19 protein-coding genes are annotated in these 20,434 nt (G+C 59.7%); 5 read left to right on the plus strand and 14 right to left on the minus strand.

Features of this window, described 5'->3' with window-relative positions; genetic code table 11:
* The first annotated feature begins 34 nt into the window (after positions 1–34).
* Together nth and H3028_RS03105 are read left to right on the plus strand one after the other, a co-directional pair.
* Entirely contained in the window at positions 35–673 is a 639-nt protein-coding gene (gene nth, locus H3028_RS03100; RefSeq protein ID WP_181295612.1) for an endonuclease III, read from the plus strand.
* Positions 674–782: 109 nt separating this feature from the next.
* Positions 783–962 carry a PA3496 family putative envelope integrity protein gene (locus tag H3028_RS03105; protein ID WP_025240742.1) on the plus strand — a complete coding sequence of 60 codons (180 nt, stop codon included), beginning with the start codon at positions 783–785 and terminating at the stop codon, positions 960–962.
* 46 nt (positions 963–1,008) lie between these two features.
* Here H3028_RS03105 and gloA read toward each other — a convergent pair whose 3' ends face one another.
* The 3 genes from gloA to H3028_RS03120 all read right to left on the minus strand — a co-directional run bounded on the left by gloA (position 1,009) and on the right by H3028_RS03120 (position 3,688).
* Positions 1,009–1,401 carry a lactoylglutathione lyase gene (gene gloA / locus H3028_RS03110; protein WP_219919807.1) on the minus strand — a complete coding sequence of 131 codons (393 nt, stop codon included), beginning with the start codon at positions 1,399–1,401 and terminating at the stop codon, positions 1,009–1,011.
* A gap of 87 nt (positions 1,402–1,488) precedes the next feature.
* A complete protein-coding gene (locus tag H3028_RS03115) occupies positions 1,489–2,706 on the minus strand; it encodes an argininosuccinate synthase (RefSeq protein WP_181295614.1) in 1,218 nt (405 codons plus the stop codon).
* A gap of 85 nt (positions 2,707–2,791) precedes the next feature.
* Positions 2,792–3,688, minus strand: a complete 897-nt coding sequence (locus tag H3028_RS03120; RefSeq protein ID WP_181295615.1) for an OmpA family protein — start codon at positions 3,686–3,688, stop codon at positions 2,792–2,794.
* 184 nt (positions 3,689–3,872) lie between these two features.
* Between H3028_RS03120 and pyrC the strand changes: the two genes are divergently transcribed.
* Positions 3,873–4,916, plus strand: coding sequence for a dihydroorotase (pyrC, locus tag H3028_RS03125; protein ID WP_181295616.1), 1,044 nt, complete (start codon positions 3,873–3,875; stop codon positions 4,914–4,916).
* Positions 4,913–5,587, plus strand: a complete 675-nt coding sequence (gene rnt / locus H3028_RS03130; RefSeq protein ID WP_181295617.1) for a ribonuclease T — start codon at positions 4,913–4,915, stop codon at positions 5,585–5,587. The genes pyrC and rnt overlap by 4 nt, the downstream gene beginning before the upstream one ends.
* A 106-nt stretch (positions 5,588–5,693) precedes the next feature.
* On the opposite strand, the gene H3028_RS03135 is transcribed toward rnt, so the two are convergent.
* The 8 genes from H3028_RS03135 to H3028_RS03170 form a co-directional block, all read right to left on the minus strand.
* On the minus strand, positions 5,694–8,693 hold the full coding sequence (locus H3028_RS03135; protein ID WP_181295618.1) for an FAD-binding and (Fe-S)-binding domain-containing protein: 3,000 nt from the start codon (positions 8,691–8,693) through the stop codon (positions 5,694–5,696).
* Between the two features lie 36 nt (positions 8,694–8,729).
* Complete coding sequence (locus H3028_RS03140) at positions 8,730–9,938, minus strand: alanine--glyoxylate aminotransferase family protein (RefSeq protein ID WP_181295619.1); 1,209 nt, start codon at positions 9,936–9,938, stop codon at positions 8,730–8,732.
* Between the two features lie 71 nt (positions 9,939–10,009).
* Positions 10,010–11,197, minus strand: coding sequence for a CaiB/BaiF CoA-transferase family protein (locus H3028_RS03145; protein ID WP_181295620.1), 1,188 nt, complete (start codon positions 11,195–11,197; stop codon positions 10,010–10,012).
* Between the two features lie 32 nt (positions 11,198–11,229).
* Positions 11,230–12,024, minus strand: coding sequence for an enoyl-CoA hydratase/isomerase family protein (locus H3028_RS03150; protein ID WP_181295621.1), 795 nt, complete (start codon positions 12,022–12,024; stop codon positions 11,230–11,232).
* Between the two features lie 55 nt (positions 12,025–12,079).
* Positions 12,080–13,471 (minus strand): TRAP transporter large permease, encoded by a 1,392-nt coding sequence (locus tag H3028_RS03155; protein WP_258237674.1) that lies wholly within the window; start codon positions 13,469–13,471, stop codon positions 12,080–12,082.
* Positions 13,416–13,940, minus strand: a complete 525-nt coding sequence (locus H3028_RS03160) for a TRAP transporter small permease (RefSeq protein ID WP_181295622.1) — start codon at positions 13,938–13,940, stop codon at positions 13,416–13,418. The genes H3028_RS03155 and H3028_RS03160 overlap by 56 nt, the downstream gene beginning before the upstream one ends.
* 73 nt (positions 13,941–14,013) lie before the next feature.
* On the minus strand, positions 14,014–14,991 hold the full coding sequence (locus H3028_RS03165) for a TRAP transporter substrate-binding protein (protein ID WP_181295623.1): 978 nt from the start codon (positions 14,989–14,991) through the stop codon (positions 14,014–14,016).
* A gap of 525 nt (positions 14,992–15,516) precedes the next feature.
* Complete coding sequence (locus tag H3028_RS03170) at positions 15,517–15,978, minus strand: heme-binding protein (RefSeq protein ID WP_181295624.1); 462 nt, start codon at positions 15,976–15,978, stop codon at positions 15,517–15,519.
* 252 nt (positions 15,979–16,230) lie between these two features.
* On the opposite strand from H3028_RS03170, the gene H3028_RS03175 reads away from it, so the two are divergent.
* Positions 16,231–16,890: a GntR family transcriptional regulator gene (locus tag H3028_RS03175; protein WP_181295625.1), complete on the plus strand. Its 660-nt coding sequence runs from the start codon at positions 16,231–16,233 to the stop codon at positions 16,888–16,890.
* 107 nt (positions 16,891–16,997) lie between these two features.
* On the opposite strand, the gene thrC is transcribed toward H3028_RS03175, so the two are convergent.
* The 3 genes from thrC to H3028_RS03190 all read right to left on the minus strand — a co-directional run bounded on the left by thrC (position 16,998) and on the right by H3028_RS03190 (position 20,409).
* Positions 16,998–18,407, minus strand: coding sequence for a threonine synthase (thrC, locus tag H3028_RS03180; protein WP_181295626.1), 1,410 nt, complete (start codon positions 18,405–18,407; stop codon positions 16,998–17,000).
* 85 nt (positions 18,408–18,492) lie between these two features.
* A complete protein-coding gene (locus H3028_RS03185) occupies positions 18,493–19,797 on the minus strand; it encodes a homoserine dehydrogenase (protein ID WP_181295627.1) in 1,305 nt (434 codons plus the stop codon).
* 114 nt (positions 19,798–19,911) lie between these two features.
* Entirely contained in the window at positions 19,912–20,409 is a 498-nt protein-coding gene (locus H3028_RS03190) for a GFA family protein (protein WP_181295628.1), read from the minus strand.
* Positions 20,410–20,434 lie beyond the last annotated feature (25 nt).

Below are 20,434 nucleotides of genomic sequence, written 5' to 3' on the forward strand. Positions count from 1 at the left end.
CGACGCTCGAAACTCGAAGTTCGGGACTGCTCATATGAACGCGGAGAAACGCCGGGAGATCTTTCGCCGCTTTCACGAAGACAACCCCGAACCGAAAACCGAGCTGGCCTACAGCACACCTTTCGAACTGCTGATTGCGGTGATTCTGTCGGCACAGGCCACGGACGTCGGTGTCAACAAGGCCACGGCGAAGCTCTACCCCGTCGCCAACACGCCTGAAGCCATCTACGCCCTCGGTTACGACGGGCTGTGCAGCTACATCAAGACCATAGGCCTTTATCCGAGCAAGGCTAAGAATGTGCTCGAGACGTGCCGTATGCTTATCGAGAAACACGGCAGTCAGGTGCCGGATAACCGTGAAAACCTCGAAGCCCTGCCTGGGGTCGGCCGCAAGACCGCCAACGTGGTGCTCAACACGGCCTTTCGTCAGTTCACCATGGCGGTTGACACTCATATCTTTCGCGTCGCCAACCGCACCAATATCGCGCCCGGCAAGAACGTCCTGGAGGTCGAGCGACGGCTGATCAAGTTTGTCCCGAAGGATTATCTGCTGGACGCCCATCACTGGCTGATCCTGCATGGACGTTACGTCTGCAAGGCGCGCAAGCCGCAATGTGGCAGCTGCCGGATCGAAGATCTCTGCGAATACAAGCACAAGACCTCGGACGATTGATCGCTCTCGGGCAAAACCTATCGCCTGATTGAAAAAATCTTTTTTACGACCTCCTCTTTTGTCGCTATAAGGTGCGCCAACAGCGCGCCTTAGCCGTGGAGAAAAGACAGTGTCCGAGAAAGAAGAGATCCAGATTGAAGATGACTTCGTCGCAGACGACGAAGACGATACTGCAGAGGCTCCGGTCGAAGTGGCCAAGACCAACCTAACCAAGCGCCGAATTATCGACAACCTGCTCGAAGAACGCAGGCTGCAGAAACAGCTCAACGAGTTCGATTTCGATCTCTGAATGAAAAGCCCCGGATATCGGGGCTTTTTTGTATGTGCTCGGACTTTTAGTCCCGGCGTGAAGGCGACAGCAGTTCCACTTTGTAACCGTCCGGATCCTCGATGAACGCGAGGATGCTGGTGCCATGCTTCATCGGCCCCGGCTCGCGAGTGATCTTGCCTCCGCGGCTACGGATGTCCTCGCAGGCTTTATAGACGTCCTCCACCTCCAGCGCGATATGGCCGTAGCCGTCGCCCAGATCGTACGTATCGACGCCCCAGTTGTGAGTCAGCTCAAGCACGCTGTTGTGCGCCTCGTCGCCGTAGCCGACGAACGCCAGAGTGAACTTGCCTTCCGGGTAGTCTTTGCGGCGCAGCAGGGTCATGCCCAGCACTTCGGTGTAGAAGGCGATGGACCGATCCATATCGCCCACTCGCAGCATGGTATGCAGCAGTCTCATGGTGTGGTTCTCCTCATTTTTCGGCAAGGCAGAAAGCATAACCCCGGCTCGTGGCCGGGGTTATATCAGAGACGACGCCCCGGTCCGTTAGAACTGAGTGCGGCCCTTGTTCGCGGCAATGCGCATGCGCAGTGCATTGAGCTTGATGAAGCCGCCCGCGTCGGCCTGATCGTACGCTCCGGCATCGTCTTCGAATGTAGCGATGTTGGCATCGAACAACGAATCGTCGGACTTGCGACCGGTCACGATGACGTTGCCCTTGTAGAGTTTCAGACGGACCACTCCGTTCACATTGATCTGTGAGGCGTCGATCATCTGCTGCAGCATGCTGCGCTCCGGACTCCACCAGTAACCGTTATAGATCAGGCTGGCGTATTTGGGCATCAGCTCGTCTTTCAGATGAGCCACTTCCCGATCGAGAGTAATCGACTCGATGGCGCGGTGGCCCTTGAGCATGATGGTGCCGCCGGGCGTCTCGTAGCAGCCGCGCGACTTCATACCGACGTAGCGGTTCTCGACGATATCCAGACGACCAATGCCGTTCTCGCCGCCGACCTTGTTCAGGTAGGTCAATACTTCGGCGGGAGTCATGTCCTTGCCGTCGATGGCAACGATGTCGCCCTTGCGGTAGGTCAGCTCGATGTAGGTCGGGGTGTCCGGTGCGGCTTCCGGCGACTTGGTCCAGCGCCACATATCTTCTTCATGCTCGGTCCAGGTGTCTTCCAGCACGCCGCCTTCGTAGGAGATGTGCAGCAGGTTGGCGTCCATGGAGTACGGCGACTTCTTCTTGCCGTGACGCTCGATCGGGATTTCGTGCTTGGCAGCGTAGTCCATCAGCTTCTCACGCGAGAGCAGATCCCATTCGCGCCACGGGGCGATCACTTTGACGCCTGGCTTGAGCGCGTAGGCTCCCAGCTCGAAACGCACCTGGTCGTTGCCTTTGCCGGTGGCGCCATGGGAGATGGCGTCGGCGCCAGTCTCGTTAGCGATTTCGATCAAACGCTTAGCGATCAGGGGGCGGGCAATGGACGTGCCCAGCAGATACTCGCCTTCGTAAACGGTGTTGGCGCGGAACATCGGGAAGACGAAATCGCGAACGAACTCTTCGCGCAGGTCGTCGATGTAGATCTCCTCGACACCCATGGCCATGGCCTTGGCGCGCGCTGGTTCGACTTCCTCGCCCTGCCCGAGGTCGGCGGTGAAGGTCACCACTTCGCAGTTATAGGTGTCTTGCAGCCACTTGAGGATCACCGAGGTGTCCAGGCCACCGGAATACGCCAGGACTACCTTCTTTACGTCGGCCATTGCCATCCACTCCCGGGATTGTAAGGAAAGCGGGGATTCTACTGGTCGCGACGCCTGTTTTACAGGGGCGTGAGCGCGCTTGGCGTCAGGAGGACGGAGCGCTGCCCTCGGCTGCAGCCGTGATGGTCGCAGAACCGCGCTCAAGACGCAGGGCCACCCGCCGGTTCTTGGCTCGATTGGCCTCACCATTGTTGGGCACCAGCGGGTAGCGTTCACCATGAAAGCGCAACGTGATGTGCTCCTTCGGCACACCATTGGCGACCAGGTACTCCTCGACCGCCAACGCACGGCGACGGGATAGGTCGCGGTTGGTCAGGCGGTTGCCGCTGTTGTCGGAATGGCCGTCGAGCTGTATCCGATTGACGCTCGGGTCGGCCTTGAGAAACTGCAGAATGATGTCGAGTTTGGCTTGGGCCAAAGCATCGAGCGCGACATCACCCGTGGGAAACCCGACCTGCGACTGACGAATCTGATCGAAATTCACCGGCAGCAGCTTCGCCGTGCAAGCACGGAAGTCCTCATAGGCCTTGCCAAAACGCGCCGGCAGCAACCGCACCTCCAGCGCGTCACCGCCTTGCCGCGTGCGGTGACGCACTACCGGGCTCCGCCCTTCGAGCAAGCCGCTGAGGAGCCGGCCTGCCTGCAGCTGCGAGCTGTTGAACGGTATGTCTTCACCGCCAGACACGGCAACAAAGCCCAGATTGATATCGCTGCGTTCCGGCTGCCAGGGTGCGGCTGCTGCGAGTAGGGTCGCCGCCCCGTTGCCTAGCCAACGATCGGGGGACTGCAAACGGAAGATCGCCTGCTCGCCCGCGCGCCGCACGAATTCACCCGCGCCGAAGCCCGCCACCGGCTGTGTCAGCCGGCACTCGAACTGATCCCCTTCCACCTGCCATTGCGCGCGCTCCAAACGTGTCTGGAACGTGAGGGCATTCGCCGGGGAGGCCAGCAAACAGGTAAGAATTAGAAGACGCAAGCGCACGTAAGGCTCCACGGTAAAGACATTCAACCGGGATATCGGTGCAGCCCGTTAAAACTTGAACCTGCTCGGCATCTACCGATGCCTATTTCGTCGGCACTCGTTTCAGCGGAACGTCCCGCCTGCGGCGATTTTTTCACGCGTTTCCGGTAGCATTCCTGCACGTTTTACCCGCCTGGAAATCTGCATGTCCGACCGACTGACACTACTGCGCCCCGACGATTGGCATATTCATCTGCGTGACGGCGCAGCGTTGCCACATACCGTGGCGGACGCCGCACGCCAGTTCGCGCGCGCAATCATCATGCCGAACCTGGTTCCGCCGGTTCGCAACGCAGCCGAGGCGCAGGCGTACCGCCAGCGAATTCTCGCCGCACGCCCAGCGAGAAACGAGTTCGAGCCGCTGATGGTGCTCTACCTCACCGACGGCACGCAGCCCGACGACATACGCGCAGCCAAAGCCTGCGGCTACGTGCATGCCGCCAAACTGTATCCGGCCGGTGCGACCACCAATTCGGCGTCTGGGGTGACCCGCATCGACAATATCTTTCCGGTGCTGGAAACCATGGCCGAAGTCGGTCTGCCGTTGCTGGTCCACGGCGAAGTGACGCGATCTGAGATCGATATCTTCGACCGCGAGAAATATTTCATCGATGAGCAACTGAGCCGGGTGACCGAGCGCTTCCCCAGCCTCAAGGTGGTGTTCGAACACATCACCACCCGCGACGCGGTGCAGTTCGTCGAGGCGGCCAACTGCAACGTCGGCGCGACGATCACCGCCCACCACCTGCTCTACAACCGCAACCACATGCTGGTTGGCGGCATTCGACCGCATTTCTTCTGTCTGCCGATTCTCAAGCGCAACATCCATCAGGAAGCCCTGCTCGATGCGGCGACCAGCGGCAGCACGAAATTTTTCCTCGGCACCGACTCGGCCCCGCATGCTCAGCACGCCAAGGAAAATGCCTGCGGCTGTGCCGGTTGCTATACCGCGTTCGCGGCGATTGAGCTTTATGCCGAGGCGTTCGAACAGCGCAATGCGCTGGATAAACTAGAGGCGTTTGCCAGCCACTTCGGCGCCGACTTCTATGGCCTGCCACGCAATACCGAGCAGATTACCCTGGTACGCGAATCCTGGAGCGTGCCGGCCAATCTGCCGTTTGGCGAGCATAACGTGGTGCCCCTGCGCGCCGGCGAGACCCTGCAATGGCGGCTGGAGGCAAGCGCATGAGTGACGAGCAGTTCGACGACGAACTTGATGGCAACGTGCCTGGCAAGCCGCGCTCGCCCATGGCAAGACGCTTTCGAGGCTTCCTGCCGGTCGTAGTGGACGTTGAGTGCGGCGGCTTCAATTGCGCCACCGACGCGCTGCTGGAAATCGCCGCCGTGACCATCGGTATGGATGAACAGGGCATGCTCTACCCACAGGAAACGCTGTTTTTTCGAGTAGAGCCCTTCGCCGGTGCCAACATCGAGGCAGCGGCGCTGGAATTCACCGGCATCAAGCTCGACCACCCGCTGCGTATGGCGGTCCCCGAATCACAGGCGCTGAACGAGATCATCCGCAGTGTGCGCAAGGCGGTGAAGTCAGCCGGCTGCAAACGCGCCATTCTGGTTGGCCATAACAGCAGCTTTGATCTTGGCTTCCTCAACGCGGCCATGGCGCGCTGCGACATCAAGCGCAACCCCTTCCACCCGTTCTCCAGCTTCGACACCGCCACCCTCGCCGGCCTCGCCTATGGCCAGACCGTTCTGGCCAAGGCCTGCCAGGCCGCCGACATCGACTTCGACGGGCGCGAAGCGCACTCGGCTCGCTATGACACCGAGAAGACCGCCGAGCTGTTTTGCGGCATCGTCAATCGCTGGAGAGAAATGGGCGGCTGGGAAGAGTTCGACGAGTGAGTGGCGAGTACTACCGCTGATCGCCCAGTCGGGCATCTGGCCGGCCCTAGCGCTAACCACAGGTGATCCCGCGCTGATATCGTGCGGGATCGCCAGCGCTGATACATCAGGCCAATGCCTGCTCCAATACCCTCGCCACATGCACCGCTTCACGCTGAGCTCCGTCATGAATCTGGTGGCGGCAACTGGTACCGTCGGCGATTATCAAATCCCCGGCTTCGGCGCTGCGCACCGCCGGCAACAGCGCCAGCTCGGCCATTTGCATCGACGCATCGTAGTGCTCGCGCTCGTAACCGAAACTGCCGGCCATGCCGCAGCAGGAGGTCTCGACGGTTCTGACCTCCAGACCCGGTATCCAGCGCAGCACCTGCTCAACCGGCCGCAGCGCATCGAACGCCTTCTGATGACAATGACCGTGTAGCAGGGCTCGCGGTGCGTCCAACGCCTTAAGTTTGAGCTGCAGATTACCGACAGCCTGTTCCTTCACCAGAAACTCCTCGAACAAGAACGATGCGTTCGATAATTTCTTGGCTTGCTCACCGTAACCGTAACGCAGAAATTCGTCGCGCATGGTCAGCAGGCAAGAGGGTTCAAGCCCGACGATACTCACACCACGCTCGACGAACGGCAGCAGATAGGCGAGCGTGCGCCGGGCTTCCGCCTTGGCCTTGTCGACCTGGCCCGATGCCAGGTAGGTGCGCCCGCAGCACAACGGCCGCTCCTGTGGTGCCTGGTTGAAGTGGACCTGATATCCAGCCGCCTCGAGAACGCGACAGGCGGCCCGAGCATTATCCGGCTCCATGTAATTGTTGAAGGTATCGACGAACAGCAGGACTTCCCGGGCATGCACCGAACGGCTCGCGGGGGCGGTCGCCAGGTAATTGCCGGCGAAGCGCGGCAACGCACGTTGCTCGGCCAACCCTAGCGCGCGTTTTAGCCACTGGGACAGCAGCGGCATGCGCTCGACGAGGTCAGTCACAGCGGCCAACTGACTGGCATATGGCGCGTAGCGCGGCATTTCCGCAACCATTCGCTCACGCAGCGGCAACGGATGGGTTTTTGCCCAGGCGGCGCGGGCCTCGATTTTCATTTTCGCCATGTCGACCCCGGTCGGACATTCACGCTTGCAGCCCTTACAAGAGACGCATAGATCGAGCACAGCCTTGACGTCCTCGCTAGCCAACCCATCGGGACCCAGCTGGCCCGATAGCGCCAGTCGCAGCGTGTTGGCGCGCCCGCGTGTCAGATGCTGCTCGTTGCGTGTCGCCCGGTAGCTGGGGCACATGGTGCCGGCGTCGAACTTACGACAGTGGCCGTTGTTGTTGCACATTTCCACCGCGCTGATCAGCCCGCCAGTCGGATCAGCGCCGCTGCCGGGCGCGCTCTGCTTGCCGGTCAGCGGATCGCGCAGCACGTTCCATTCCGACCAGTCGAGCACCGGCGTTACCGGGATCGGCTGATAAGTCTTGGGGAAGCGGAAGTAACTGTGATCATCCATGCGCGGGGTATCGACGATCTTGCCGGGATTGAGCAAGTTCTCTGGATCGAATAGCTGTTTAATCTCTTTAAAAGCGGCGTTGAGCTGCGGGCCATACTGCCAAGCCACCCATTCCCCGCGGCACAGGCCATCCCCGTGCTCCCCGGAAAACGCCCCCTTGTATGCGCGCACCAGCGCCGATGCCTCTTCGGCTATGGCGCGCATCTTCTGTCCACCGTCGCGGCGCATGTCGAGAATCGGCCGGACGTGCAAGGTGCCGACACTGGCATGGGCATACCAGGTGCCCTCGGTGCCATGTTTATGGAACACCTCGGTGAGCTTGGCGGTGTATTCGGCCAAGTGCTCCAGCGGCACGGCGCAGTCTTCGATGAACGACACCGGTTTGCCGTCGCCCTTCATGCTCATCATGATGTTCAGGCCAGCCTTGCGCACGTTCCACAGCGCCGTCTGTTCCGCCGTCTCGGTCATGCTGACCACACTGCCAGGCAGCCCAAGGTCGGCCATCAGCTCGCCCAGCCTGCCGAGCCGCTCATGCAGGTCAGCCACCTCCTCACCCGCGAACTCGACCAACAGCAGCGCCTCGGGGTGGCCCATTAGCGCCTTCTCGATCACCGGCTTGAAGGAAGGATTTTCCATGGATAGGTCGATCATCGTCCGATCAACCAGCTCGACGGCCGTCGGGTCAAGCGTGACGATGTGCTGGGTCAGGTCCATGGCCTGGTAGAAGGTCGGGAAGTTCACTACTGCCAGCACCTTGTGCTGGGGCAGCGGCGCCAGTTTGAGCTTGATCCGTCGGGTCACTGCGAGCGTCCCTTCCGAGCCGACCAGCAGATGGGCCAGGTTGACCTGGCCACCCGCGTCGTAGGGGAGCGGGTTCTGACAGTCGAACAGATCGAGGTTGTAGCCGCCCACGCGGCGCAGCACCTTCGGATAATGCTCGCGGATACTGGCATTCTCGCGCTCGGCGATACGCTGTATCTCTCGGGCAATCTGCCGTACCCGATCTCCCTGTGCCATTTGATGAAGCAGACCGAAGCGAGCCTCGCCGCCATCAGCCAGCAACGCATCGATGCCGAGGACGTTGTGCACCATGTTGCCGTAGCGGATCGAGCGCGAGCCGCAGGAGTTGTTGCCGGCCATGCCGCCGAGCGTGCATTGAGCCGAGGTCGAAACGTCCACTGGAAACCACAGGCCATGCGGCTTGAGCCAGCGATTCAGCTCGTCGAGCACGACGCCCGGTTCGACCACCACGGTCAGGTTGTCTGCGTCAAACTCAACGATCTGGTTCAGCCACCGGCTGGTATCGACTACTAGTGCATCGCCAACGGTCTGCCCGCACTGGCTGGTGCCCCCACCGCGTGCCAGCAGCGGTACCTTCGCATCCCGGGCGATATCCAGGACCACCTGCAGGTCATGCTGATGACGCGGAATCACTACGCCTATCGGCGTGATCTGGTAGATCGAAGCGTCCGTCGCATAGCGACCGCGTGACGCCTTATCGAACAGCACGTCGCCGGCGATCTCGCGTTGCAACCGCGCAGCCAGCGCCGAAGAGCGCCCTGATGAAACCTTGCTCGCCGTTATTCGGGGTTCGGTAAACGAAGTCATCACGACCTCCCATGTCTGCCGTCAAAGGGAAAAATGTCAGCGCGACTCGTCCAGCGGGTTCGCTGCGAAGTAGTCCAGCGCGGCGAGTACACCGCTGCCCTTGAGCGACACGCCGGACATCTTCAAGCCGGCCTCGCAACCGCCGAGGGCGGCGATCAGGGTGAGATCGTTGCAATCACCGAGATGGCCAATGCGAAACATCTTGCCCTTCGCCTTGCCCAGTCCGGTGCCCAACGAAAGGTCGAAGCGGCGGTAGATCAGGCTGCGAACGTCATCGGCATCGACGCCTTCGGGCATTACCACACCGGTCAACACCGGCGAATAGACGCTCGGGTCCTGACACTGCACCTCCAGGCCCCAGGCTTCGATAGCTATGCGCACCCCGGCGGCCCAGCGCTGATGGCGTGCGACGACACGATCGAGGCCCTCTTCCAACAGCATGTCGAGCGCTTCGTTCAGCCCGTACAGCAGGTTGGTATTGGGCGTATATGGCCAGTAACCGCTGCGGTTGAGCTCAAGGATCTCGTCCCAAGCCCAGAAGCTCTTCGGCAGCTGCGCGCTGCGGCTGGCCTCGATCGCCTTCTCCGATACCGCATTGAAGCTGATGCCCGGCGGCAACATCAGACCCTTCTGCGAACCGGAAATGGTGACATCCACACCCCAGGCGTCGTGCTGATAGTCGGCGCAGGCCAGACCGGAAATGGTATCCACCAGAAACAGCGCCGGATGCTTGGCTGCATCGATGGCACGACGCACCGCCGCGATGTCGCTGGTCACGCCAGTTGAGGTCTCGTTGTGCACCACGCAGACGGCCCTTATGGTGTGGCTAGTGTCCTCTTTAAGGCGTTGCTCGATCATCGCGGCTTGCACACCACGGCGCCAGCCTTCGTAACCCGGTAGCCCGATGAACTCCGGCTCGAGGCCCAAACGGCGTGCCATCTTTTCCCACAGCGTGGCGAAGTGGCCGGTTTCGAACATTAGTACCCGATCGCCTGCCGACAGGGTATTGACCAGTGCCGCCTCCCACGCCCCGGTACCGGAGGCGGGATAGATCACTACCGGCTGCTGCGTCTTGAACACTTGGCGGACCTTGTCCAGCAGTTCACGGCCCAACGCGCCGAACTCAGGCCCACGATGATCGATGGTGGGCAGGCTCATCGCGCGCAGGATGCGATCCGGCACTGGGGAAGGCCCAGGAATCTGAAGGAAGTGACGGCCGGACGGGTGGAAATCAAGCTTCAACATGACGGTTCTCCAAGGCTCTTTTTCTTGTTTTTTGCGTTTTGAATTCAAAAATACTGAAAAAGCTAGCTTCGTTAGCGGATGCAGCCCTCACTCCGCAAACTGCTGATGTCGTCGTCGGTCATGCCGATGCCGTGCAATACCTCGTCGGTGTGCTCGGCAAACAGCGGAGCCGGTCGACGGATCTGCAACGGCGTGCGGGAAAATTTGGTGGGGAAGCCGATCGTTTTCATGTCACCGATAACTGGATGGCTGATTTCCTGAACCATGCCGCGAGCAAGGTAGTGTTCATCGTGCATGGCCTGGGCGAAATCGTTGATTGGCCCTGCCGGCACCCCGGCCGTGTCGCACAGGCCGAGCCAGTGCTTCCTCGGCTGCAGGGACAGGATCTCTTCGAGAATTTCTTCGAGCGCCTCGACGTTGCGGGCGCGGTCGCTATTGGTGACAAAGCGTTCGTCACCGAGCAGATCGTCGCGGTCGATCACGTCGCGGCAGAGGCGCTCCCAGGTCCGCTGATTGGCGCAGCCAAGCATCAGATAGCCGTCCCGGGTCTTGATTGCCTGATATGGCGCCGAGACGCGGTGACGTGAACCGGTGGGTTGCGGCACGGTGCCCTCGGCAAAATAGGCGGCCGCTTCCCAGGCGAACCAGGGTAGCCCGCACTCGGTGATGGCAATGTCAATGTGCTGCCCTTCACCGGTGTTCTGTTTGTGGATATAGGCAGCGAGAATCGAATAGATCGCGGTGATGCCGGCGCCGATGTCGTAAACGGCGATGCCGGTCTTCAGTGGACGCTTGCCGGGCTCGCCGGTCATCGACATCAGGCCGCTCATGCCCTGGGCGACCAGATCGAAGCCGCCCTTGTTACTGTAGGGGCCGGTCTGGCCGTAGCCGGAAATCGAGCAGTAGATGATTCCAGGATTGATTGCACGGATCGTCTCGTAGTCGATCTGCAGCGATTGCGTGACGCCCGGTCGATAGTTCTCGACGATGACGTCCGCATCAGCCGCCAGCCGATAGAAAACGTCTCTGGCCCGCTCGTCCTTGAGATTCAACGAAATGCTTTTTTTGTTCCGGTTGATTTGAAAAAAGCAGGTGGACTCGCCATTGACGTAGGGACCCATTTGTCGGCTGTCATCACCGCCATTGGCTTTCTCGACCTTGGTGACCTCGGCCCCGAGATCGCCCAGCACCATGGTGCAGTAAGGGCCCGCCATGATTTGCGAGATATCCAGGATTTTCACGTTGCTTAGTGGAAGCATGCTTGGTTCTCCAGAACTGGGATCGATGAAAGCTACTCACCGGTCCATTCGAACGGGGTCTTGCTGACGAACTTATCGACTGCGGCCTTGAAGTCGCGGCTGCCGTAACAGGCCCGTATCCAGTCATCGCTGGCGTCCGCCGGCGTACGCCGGTGCGCCAGTACTCTGTTGATAGTCTCCTTGGTCGCCTGCACGGTAAGCGGTGCGCGACCGGCAAACGCCTGCGCCCTGCGAGCGACCTCCGCGCTGATGACGTCGGGCGCGAGTACCGCGCTGACCAGACCGGCCAGTAGTGCCTCCGGTGCCTCGATCAATTCGGCCGCCATCAGTACCTCCTTCGTGCGGGGAACGCCGAGCAAATCCATGAGACGCGACACATTGGTCACCGAGAGGCAGTTGCCAAGCGTCTCGGCGATCGGCACACCAAACTTCAGCGACGGGGTGCAGTAGCGAAAATCGCACGCCAGCGCGATGGCCGCGCCGCCGCCGACACAAAAGCCCTCGAGCATGGCGATGGTCGGTTTGCGCAGGTTTTCCAAGCCCGCAATCACGCTGTCGATACGCCGCTCGTAGTTCACCCCCGCCTCGCCGCCTTCGAAGTCCGCGAACTGCTTGATGTCGGTGCCGGCGACGAAGGCTTTGCCGCCACAACCGTGGAACACCACGGCGGCGACCTGGGGATCCGCCTCCAGCTCCCGGCACAAGCGCTCCAGCGAGTCGTACATCGTCCAGGTCATTGCGTTGCGGCTCTCCGGGCGGTTGAAGCCGACCCAGGCGACGCCTTGATCAATGCGGCAGTCGACCTGCCCTTGAGACACATCACTCATCGTTGTCTCCTCTTGCTCGATGCCGCTTGCCGGCAAACGACCATCAGTTCGCCGCTCAGGCACCATAAATGAGGTTTACCAGCGCCAGCGCGAAGGCCGGGACATAGGTATTGATCAGTAAGATCGCGAAGAGCACTCCAAGGAACCACAAGTTGGTACGGGAGGTCGCCCAGATATCGGACTTGGCAATCGAGCAGGACGCGATCAACACGCTGGCAACCGGCGGCGTCTGCTGACCGATGGCCAGGTTGAGTGTGACGATTAGGCCGAAGTGGATCGGATCGATGCCGACCGCCAGCACCAGTGGCAGAACGATCGGAACAACTAGAATGATTGCTGCGGCGGAATGTAGGAAAATGCCTAGGATCAGGAAGATGATGTTGAGCAGCGCCAGAATCACATACTTGTTGCTAGTCATCTCACTGATGGAACTGGCCAGCTGCTGAGGCAGCTGTGTTTCGGTCAGGTAGAGGCCAACTACTGCGGAGCTCGCCACTAGCAACATGACCACGGCGGTCTGCACACCTGCATCCAGGCAAGCCTTGTAAAAGGAGCGCAGTGTGAATTCGCGATAGACGAACGCGCTGATGAAGATCGCCACCACCACGGCCAGGGCTGCACCTTCGGTCGCAGTAACGATCCCACCGAAGATCCCGCCAAGAATGATCACCGGAATCGACAACGCCCAGATCGCTCCTTTGAAAGCGTCCCATAGCCGCTTGGTCTGGAAGGCCCCCTCCGAAGGAAAGTTATTCTTCCTGGCCAGGTAGTAGCACATGCCCGCCAGGCCCAAGGCGCCGAGCAAACCCGGAAATATCCCAGCAACGAACATTTTTACGACCGACTCTCCTGACATCACCGCGTAAAGAATCATCGGGATCGATGGCGGCAGGATGATCGCCAAGCTGGCCGCCGAGGATGACAATGCCGCGGAGAACTCCTTGGAATAACCTTTTTGGGTCATCGCCGGAATCATGATGCTGCCGATCGCCGACACGCCTGCTACTGCCGAACCGGAGATCTCCGCGAAAAAGATCGAGGCGCCAATGGTCACCATCGACAAACCGCCCTTGATAAACCCGAGCATCGCTGAGGCCAGATCGATCAGACGCCTTGAAATGCTCGAGGCGTTCATGATTGCGCCGGCCAGAATGAAAAGCGGGATGGCAATAAGAGGGAAGCTGGTCGTGCCGTCATACATCACCATTCCGATATTCGGAAGGGCGAGTGCGCCGTAGCTGGAGAAGATCGCAACCGCTCCTACGATGCCCAGCGAGATCGCGACAGGAACATTGATCAAGATGAGAAGTATCAGCCCCACAAACATATAAAGGATGGTCATTGTTATTCTCCGGAGGGCCCTAGCAGGCCCTCGCGCTGAATGATCCGGGTCATGCCTTCGCTGGCTTGACCCCCGCCTCTTCCAATTCGTGATCAACGAACCCATCGCCTTTCGCGCTTTCAATCACTTCAGGCAGGCGCAGGATCTCAGCGATGATGAAAAGTACCGACCCTATCGGCAGCACCGATTGCGTCAGCTGCAGCGAAACGTTGGTAAGACTGATCAATGACGAGCCTTCCAGAATGAGCACAACCTGCATGCCTGTGTAAGCCAACAGCACGAAGAAGCCGATCGTGATCGCCTCGGCGAGCAAGGCGATCGGCAAGCGCAGCCTGGGAGGGAAGTAATTGACCACGGTAGGGCAACCTATGTGCGCGCCCTTCGCCGCGGCCAGAGCCGCGCCGTAGTAGGTGAGCCAAGCCAGCCCAACGGATGCCACCTCGTCGTACCAGCTGAACGGGGAACCGGCCAGCCGCGAGGCGAAACCGACCGTAACGACTAAAGTCAGCGCGATTACGTTAGCAACCACGATGATTTCCAGAAGCTTGGAAAAGCCCTTTCTAAAGGAATCCATCAGCTCTCTCCGGTCTGCCTGAAGCCCCGTAGTGCTCAGGCATTGTCAGAATGCGATCTATGCAGACAGGCGGTTACATCTGGCGAAGCTGTTCGACCTTGTCGAGCATTGCCTGGCCACCTTCGACTTCCTCGGCAAACTTCGCGTAGATTTCCTTGGAGCCATCAATGAAGGCCTGCTGATCAACCTTGTTTACCTCCATGCCCGCCTCCTCCATTTTCTTGACCAGGCTTTCATCGAGCGCTGCTCCTTGCTCCAGCGCAAAGGCTTCGGCTTCCTGAGCCGCCTCGCTCAGAACCTTCCTCACGTCTTCAGGAAAGCGCTGCCAGCTGGCGCCTGCAAGAACAAATGCGGGGGTATAAACGTGGTTGGAAAGTGAAAGGTATTTCTGGACTTCATGAAAGCGCTGGGAATATATCTGCACCAGCGGGTTTTCTTGACCATCCATGGCGCCGGTCTGCAGGGCTACGAAAGCTTCGGAGAGCGCCATCGGCGCGGGGTTGGCACCGTAGCTCTTGAACATCTCGACGCGCCATATCCCGTTTGGCGTGCGCAGCTTCAGTCCTTTGAGATCCTCCGGTACGACGATCGGCCGGGAGTTGTTAGTGATCTGCCGAACACCGTTTTCCCACACGCCGATAATTTGGTAACCCTTGCCTTCGGCGGCCTTGTACATCACATCGCGAACCACCTCGTCGCGGACTCGCTTCATGTGTTCTCGATCGGTTATCAGATACGGCATCTCGAAGAGCGAAAATTCCGGCGCAACGCTGCTCATCACGGTCGATGGCAGAGCCAGGTCGAGTGAACCCAGCTTGAGCTTGTTGAGCATTTGGGAGTCACTGCCCAACTGGCTGGAACCATAGGTCACGACCTTGGCTTTGCCCTTGAGCTTTTCGTTGACGGTTTCGGCGAATTTATTAGCTGTGATTTCGAACAGGGACCCCGGCCCACCTACGTGGCCGAGCTTGATCTGGGTTTCGGCCGCCTGGGCTGCGGATGTGGCTAGACCGAACAGGGATGCGATCAAAGCTGTCTTCAAGACTTTCATGCTGACCTCCACTCTTGTTTTTATTGAGGCGTACCGCAGGACCATCTTTTACAGTCAGGACTGACCCATCGGTCCAACTGCAACGCCGGCAGCGGCTAAACCGGCTAACGAACACCAGGGAAAATGAATTCATTATTCATAACTCGATCCAGACGTTAGACCAGCTTTTTGCTACGCGCCAGGAGTCAAGGCAAGAAAACGGTCACCGCCTGTCTTCTTCGCATGGGCAGGGCGGAGAACAAGACAATGGAATGTTTTGCAGCGCGCCACAGCCGATCACAGCCGCCATGGCTCGGGCTGTTCACAAGGCGCTGCAGGGATAGGCGGAGCGCAACCGGCCTACACAGACTGAAAGCCATGGCTCGCGAGGTTGGCAGGAGGCTCGCATGGGTGCGATGCATTGGCGCGAGTCAGACGACAGCGCCAACGGAAGTTATCAGTGAACTACCAGCCCAAAGCTGGGAGATCCAGCACGCAATCGCTTCGGCATCCGGCTGGCACCGGATCCGCTACGTTTAGCATGCATTAGGCCGGAACGATACCGGGCCGGTACCCCGCCGCTCCTATTCCAACGATGGCTACCTGCTCATCCTCGTCGGAGGAAGCGCCGCTGGCACCCACGGCACCAATCACTTCGTCGTTGTCCGAGAGTATCAGTACCCCGCCCGGCACGGGCACGAAATGTCCACCGGAAGCCGCGGCCACCGAGGCGAGAAAAGCCGGGCGCGACTCGTTTCGCTCACCCACCGTACGGCTGGACACGCCGTTGCCCAGTGCCGCGTAGGCTTTGCCCCTGGCAACCGGCAAGCGCAATGGAGCACAGCCGTCCTCACGTTCGGCCGCGATCAGGTTGCCGCCTGCGTCCATGACGAAAATTGTCAGCGGTTCCATATTCTTGGCTCTCGCTTCAGCAAACGCTGCATCAATAATTCGTCGGGCCTGTGCACGTGGGATGTCTACGCTCGAACGGTATACCTTGCCAGCCACTTTATTTCTCCATTTCTCCGAGAACCCGATACGAAGCCAGGCGAAACTGGTCAGAACAGGTCGCTAGAGGCAAAGGCGCAAAGCCTGGCGTTGGCTTAACGCCTATACACCTGCCTTTTGATGCCCCACTTTTGGCTTATGTCGCACTTATGACCTAGTTTGTATTCTTAATTCAAAAACGCTAGCAGACTTCCGTCGATATCGACAGTCGTCGTCGGATCCCAGCAAGGTTACTCATTCAGGAAACAGCCATTGGAAAAAATCCAGCACAAAATTCTTTACCAGGAAGCCGCAAACCGAATCCGCGGGCTGATTGAGCACGGGTCGTTGGTCGCAGGTGAAAAAATCTCCGAAAAAAAACTTTGTGAGACATTCGGCATCTCTAGAACGCCGCTTCGCGAAGCCCTGAAGGTTCTGACCTCGGAAGGCCTGGTGGAAATTCTGCCGAATCGGGGCGCGCGCGTGAGTCGCTTGTCACTGAGCGATGTGAAACATACCTACGATGTTATGGCGGCCCTGGAAGGACTGGCTGGTGAAGCAGCCTGCTATCGCCTGGACAACGAAGAACTGGCAGAAATCTGCGAACTTCATCAGAAAATGGTGGCTCACTATGAGCACAAAGAGCTGCAGGCGTATTTCAAGGCCAACCAGCAGATACATGAAAGAATCCTGCTCGCTTCGGGAAACCCCGTCCTGCTTGATATGTATAACAACCTTAGCCAGCGAGTAAAACGAGTCCGCTACACCATGGAAATGAACGAAGATTTCTGGCGCAAGGCGATGAACGATCATGAAGAGATGATCGAGGCGCTACGGGATCGAGACGGTAACCGCTTGGGCAATATTCTCAGAGGCCACCTCAGCCACAAGCTGGAAGCAGTCAATCTTGAAGGCGCGATCGTAGCGGACTGACGCGCGACGATCGTCGGTTATTGCTGTCAGGCGAGAGCCGCCAGGGCTGGCGGCTCGAGAGCTCAATGCGCTTGGCCAGGATTTCGATCAAGCACAATCGTTTTTGCTTACAGTGGCTTGCCGCGATTGCCGTGCTCACCGACAAACGTCTGCATGGCCTTGAGGTCGTTCGCCAGTACCGTGCAACGCTCAGGTCGCTCGAACAGGTCGGCGAGATGGGCCGGCAACTCCAGCGCCTTGCCAACGCCCGCCTTCTCGACCGCTTCAGGGAACTTCACCGGATGAGCCGTTGCCAGCGTCACCATTGGCGTTGACAGGCTGCGCCGGCACTCACGCGCGGCATAGACGCCAATGGCAGTATGCGGATCGAGCAGCTCACCCGTGGCAGTGAAGACTTCCGCGATCGTCTTGCAGGTCTGCTCGTCACCGACAGCCAGGGAGTCGAACAGCTTGCGCGCCTCAGTCCAGCGCTCGTCCTCCACCGACAACTTGCCACTGGATTTGAATGTTTTCATCAGCTCCGCCACAGCGGCGCCGTTACGACCGTGCAGATCGAACAGCAGGCGTTCGAAGTTCGACGACACCATGATGTCCATGGAAGGTGATAACGACGGGTGCAGCGTGTCCTTGTCGTAACGGTTGCCGCTCATGAAGCGGTGCAGGATATCGTTGCGGTTAGTCGCCACCACCAGCTGGCTGATCGGCAGCCCCATATTGCGCGCTAGATAGCCGGCAAAAATGTCGCCGAAGTTACCGGTCGGCACAGAGAACGCCACGGAGCGTGCCGGGCCGCCCAGCTGCAGCGCTGCATGGAAGTAGTAGACGATCTGGGCCATGATCCGCGCCCAATTGATCGAATTCACCGCCACCAGACGTGTGCCCTTGAGGAAGCTCTGGTCGGCGAAGCTGTCCTTGACCATTTCCTGGCAATCGTCGAAGTTGCCTTCAATGGCGATGTTGTGGATGTTGTCGCCAAAAATGGTAGTCATCTGCCGGCGCTGCACTTCCGAGACACGGTTGTGCGGATGCAGGATGAAGATGTCGACGTTGTCGCAGCGCCGGCACCCCTCGATCGCCGCCGAGCCGGTATCGCCGGAGGTAGCCCCGATGATCACCACGCGCTCTCCGCGCTTGGCTAGCACGTAATCAAGCAGGCGGCCCAGCAGCTGCAGGGCGAAATCCTTGAATGCCAGGGTCGGACCATGGAACAGTTCGAGCACCCACTCGTTACCGTTCAGCTGACGCAACGGCGCGACAGCGCTATGGGCAAACACGCCGTAAGTGTCTTCCAGAATCTGCTTGAAGTCGGCGTCCGGGATGCTGCCGGTCACGAATGGCCGCATCACCTTGAATGCCAGCTCGTGATACGGCAGGCCGGACCAGGATGCGATTTCCTCGACGGTGAAGCGAGGCAGGTTTTCCGGCACGTAGAGACCGCCGTCAGTGGCCAGCCCGGCGAGCAGAACATCTTCGAAATTCAGGGCCGGAGCCTGGCCACGGGTACTGATATAGCGCATATCGTCAAACCTTCGGATTGAGCTGCAAGCTGCAAGCTGCAAGAGAACCGGTGCTCCTCTTGCAGCTGGAGGCTTGAGACTGCTTTTAGTTGAGTTGTTCCACCCGGATCCGCACCACACTGCCGACCACGTCGGAAAGCGCCTCGAGCGCTGTGATCGCGTCGTCGATACGCTGTTCGACCACTCGGTGAGTGACGAGGATGACCGGCACCAAGCCGTCGTGGACCTCGGCTTCCTTCTGCATGATCGATTCGATGTTGATGCCGCGCTCGGACAGGATGGTCGCGACCTGGGCCAGCACGCCCGGATGATCCTTGGCCTGAATGCGCAGGTAATAGGCGCTTTCGCAGGCGCCGATCGGCAGGATCGGATGCGCTGAAAGCGAGTCGGGCTGGAACGCGAGGTGCGGGACGCGGTTGTTCGGGTCGGTGGTCAGTGCGCGCGCCACATCAACCAGATCCGCCACCACGGCCGAAGCGGTCGGCTCCATTCCGGCGCCGGCGCCGTAATACAGGGTCGAGCCGACCGCATCGCCGTTGACCATGACCGCATTCATCACGCCATTGACGTTGGCGATCAAGCGATCAGCCGGAATCAGGGTCGGGTGGACACGCAGCTCAATACCCGAATCGGTGCTCCGCGCAACACCCAGATGCTTGATGCGATAGCCCAGCGCTTCTGCGTAGTTGACGTCAGCGGTGGTCAGACGGGAAATGCCTTCGGTATAGGCCTTGTCGAACTGCAGCGGCACGCCAAAGGCAATAGAAGCGAGGATGGTCAACTTGTGCGCGGCGTCGATGCCCTCGACGTCGAAGGTCGGATCGGCCTCGGCGTAACCCAGCTCCTGCGCTTCTTTGAGCACGTCTTCGAAGGTACGGCCTTTCTCGCGCATCTCGGTGAGAATGAAGTTGCCAGTGCCATTGATGATGCCGGCCAGCCAGTTGATCTGATTACCCGCCAGGCCCTCACGGATCGCCTTGATGACTGGAATGCCGCCGGCAACCGACGCTTCGAACGCGACGATCACCCCCTTCTCGCGAGCCCTGGCGAAGATCTCGTTGCCATGCACGGCAATCAGCGCCTTGTTCGCCGTGACGACGTGCTTGCCGTTTTCGATGGCCATAAGGACCAGTTCACGGGCCAGGGTATAACCGCCAATCAGCTCGACGACGATGTCGATTTCGGGGTTGTTTGCAACCTCGAAAATATCGTCGGTAATCGGGGTGTCACCGGTGTTGCACTTGGGGTTCGCATGACGGGCCGCGATCTGCGCGACTTCGATTCCTCGCCCGGCACGGCGGGCGATTTCCGCAGCGTTGCGCTCGAGCACATTGAAGGTACCGCTACCGACGGTTCCCAGCCCACAGATGCCAACTTTCACCGGTTTCAAGTTGCACTCCCCATTGCCAGCGAACGGCCCCGCACAGCGGCCGAACAAAAGAGTCGCACATTACGAAGCGCACGGGATTTAGTCAAATCGGCAGCAACCCCGCAGGCCTCTTCGCTAGTCGGGTTTGCTTTGCAACCCCAGACGCCGATGCCATTGGGCGAGCGACTCATCCGGGTACTCATCGAAACAGCGATCGTCAGGCCCCACCTGCGGCTCGACCCATGACGCCTTCGAAGACAGCATGAGATGGGTGGACTCGGGTGGACTCGGCAAGTCGGTGTCGATAGCCGATACGTGCGGATGGACAAGGTCTGGCCAGTTCGGGTCCCACAACCAGAGCGCGCTGCCGCACAGCTTGCAGAAATGACGCTGGCCATCGCTGATGCGGGTTTCTCCGGTTTCCGCATCGACCATCCTGGCCTGATAGAGGCTCAGGTTCTCACGACCCTCGACCTGTAATGTCCGATGATCGCCACCCAGGTTGATTGCATAGCCGCCCGCTCCGGCCGTCTTGCGGCAGATCGAACAATAGCAGCGCATAAATGGGTATGGCTCGGCTGATTCGAGCGAAAAACGAACCGCCTTGCAGTGACAGGAACCTTCGAGCCTCATATTCGCACCTCCACGGTATGCCTTC

The sequence above is a fragment of the Pseudomonas sp. Q2-TVG4-2 genome (genome assembly GCF_013620795.1).
Taxonomy (GTDB): Bacteria; Pseudomonadota; Gammaproteobacteria; order Pseudomonadales; family Pseudomonadaceae; genus Stutzerimonas.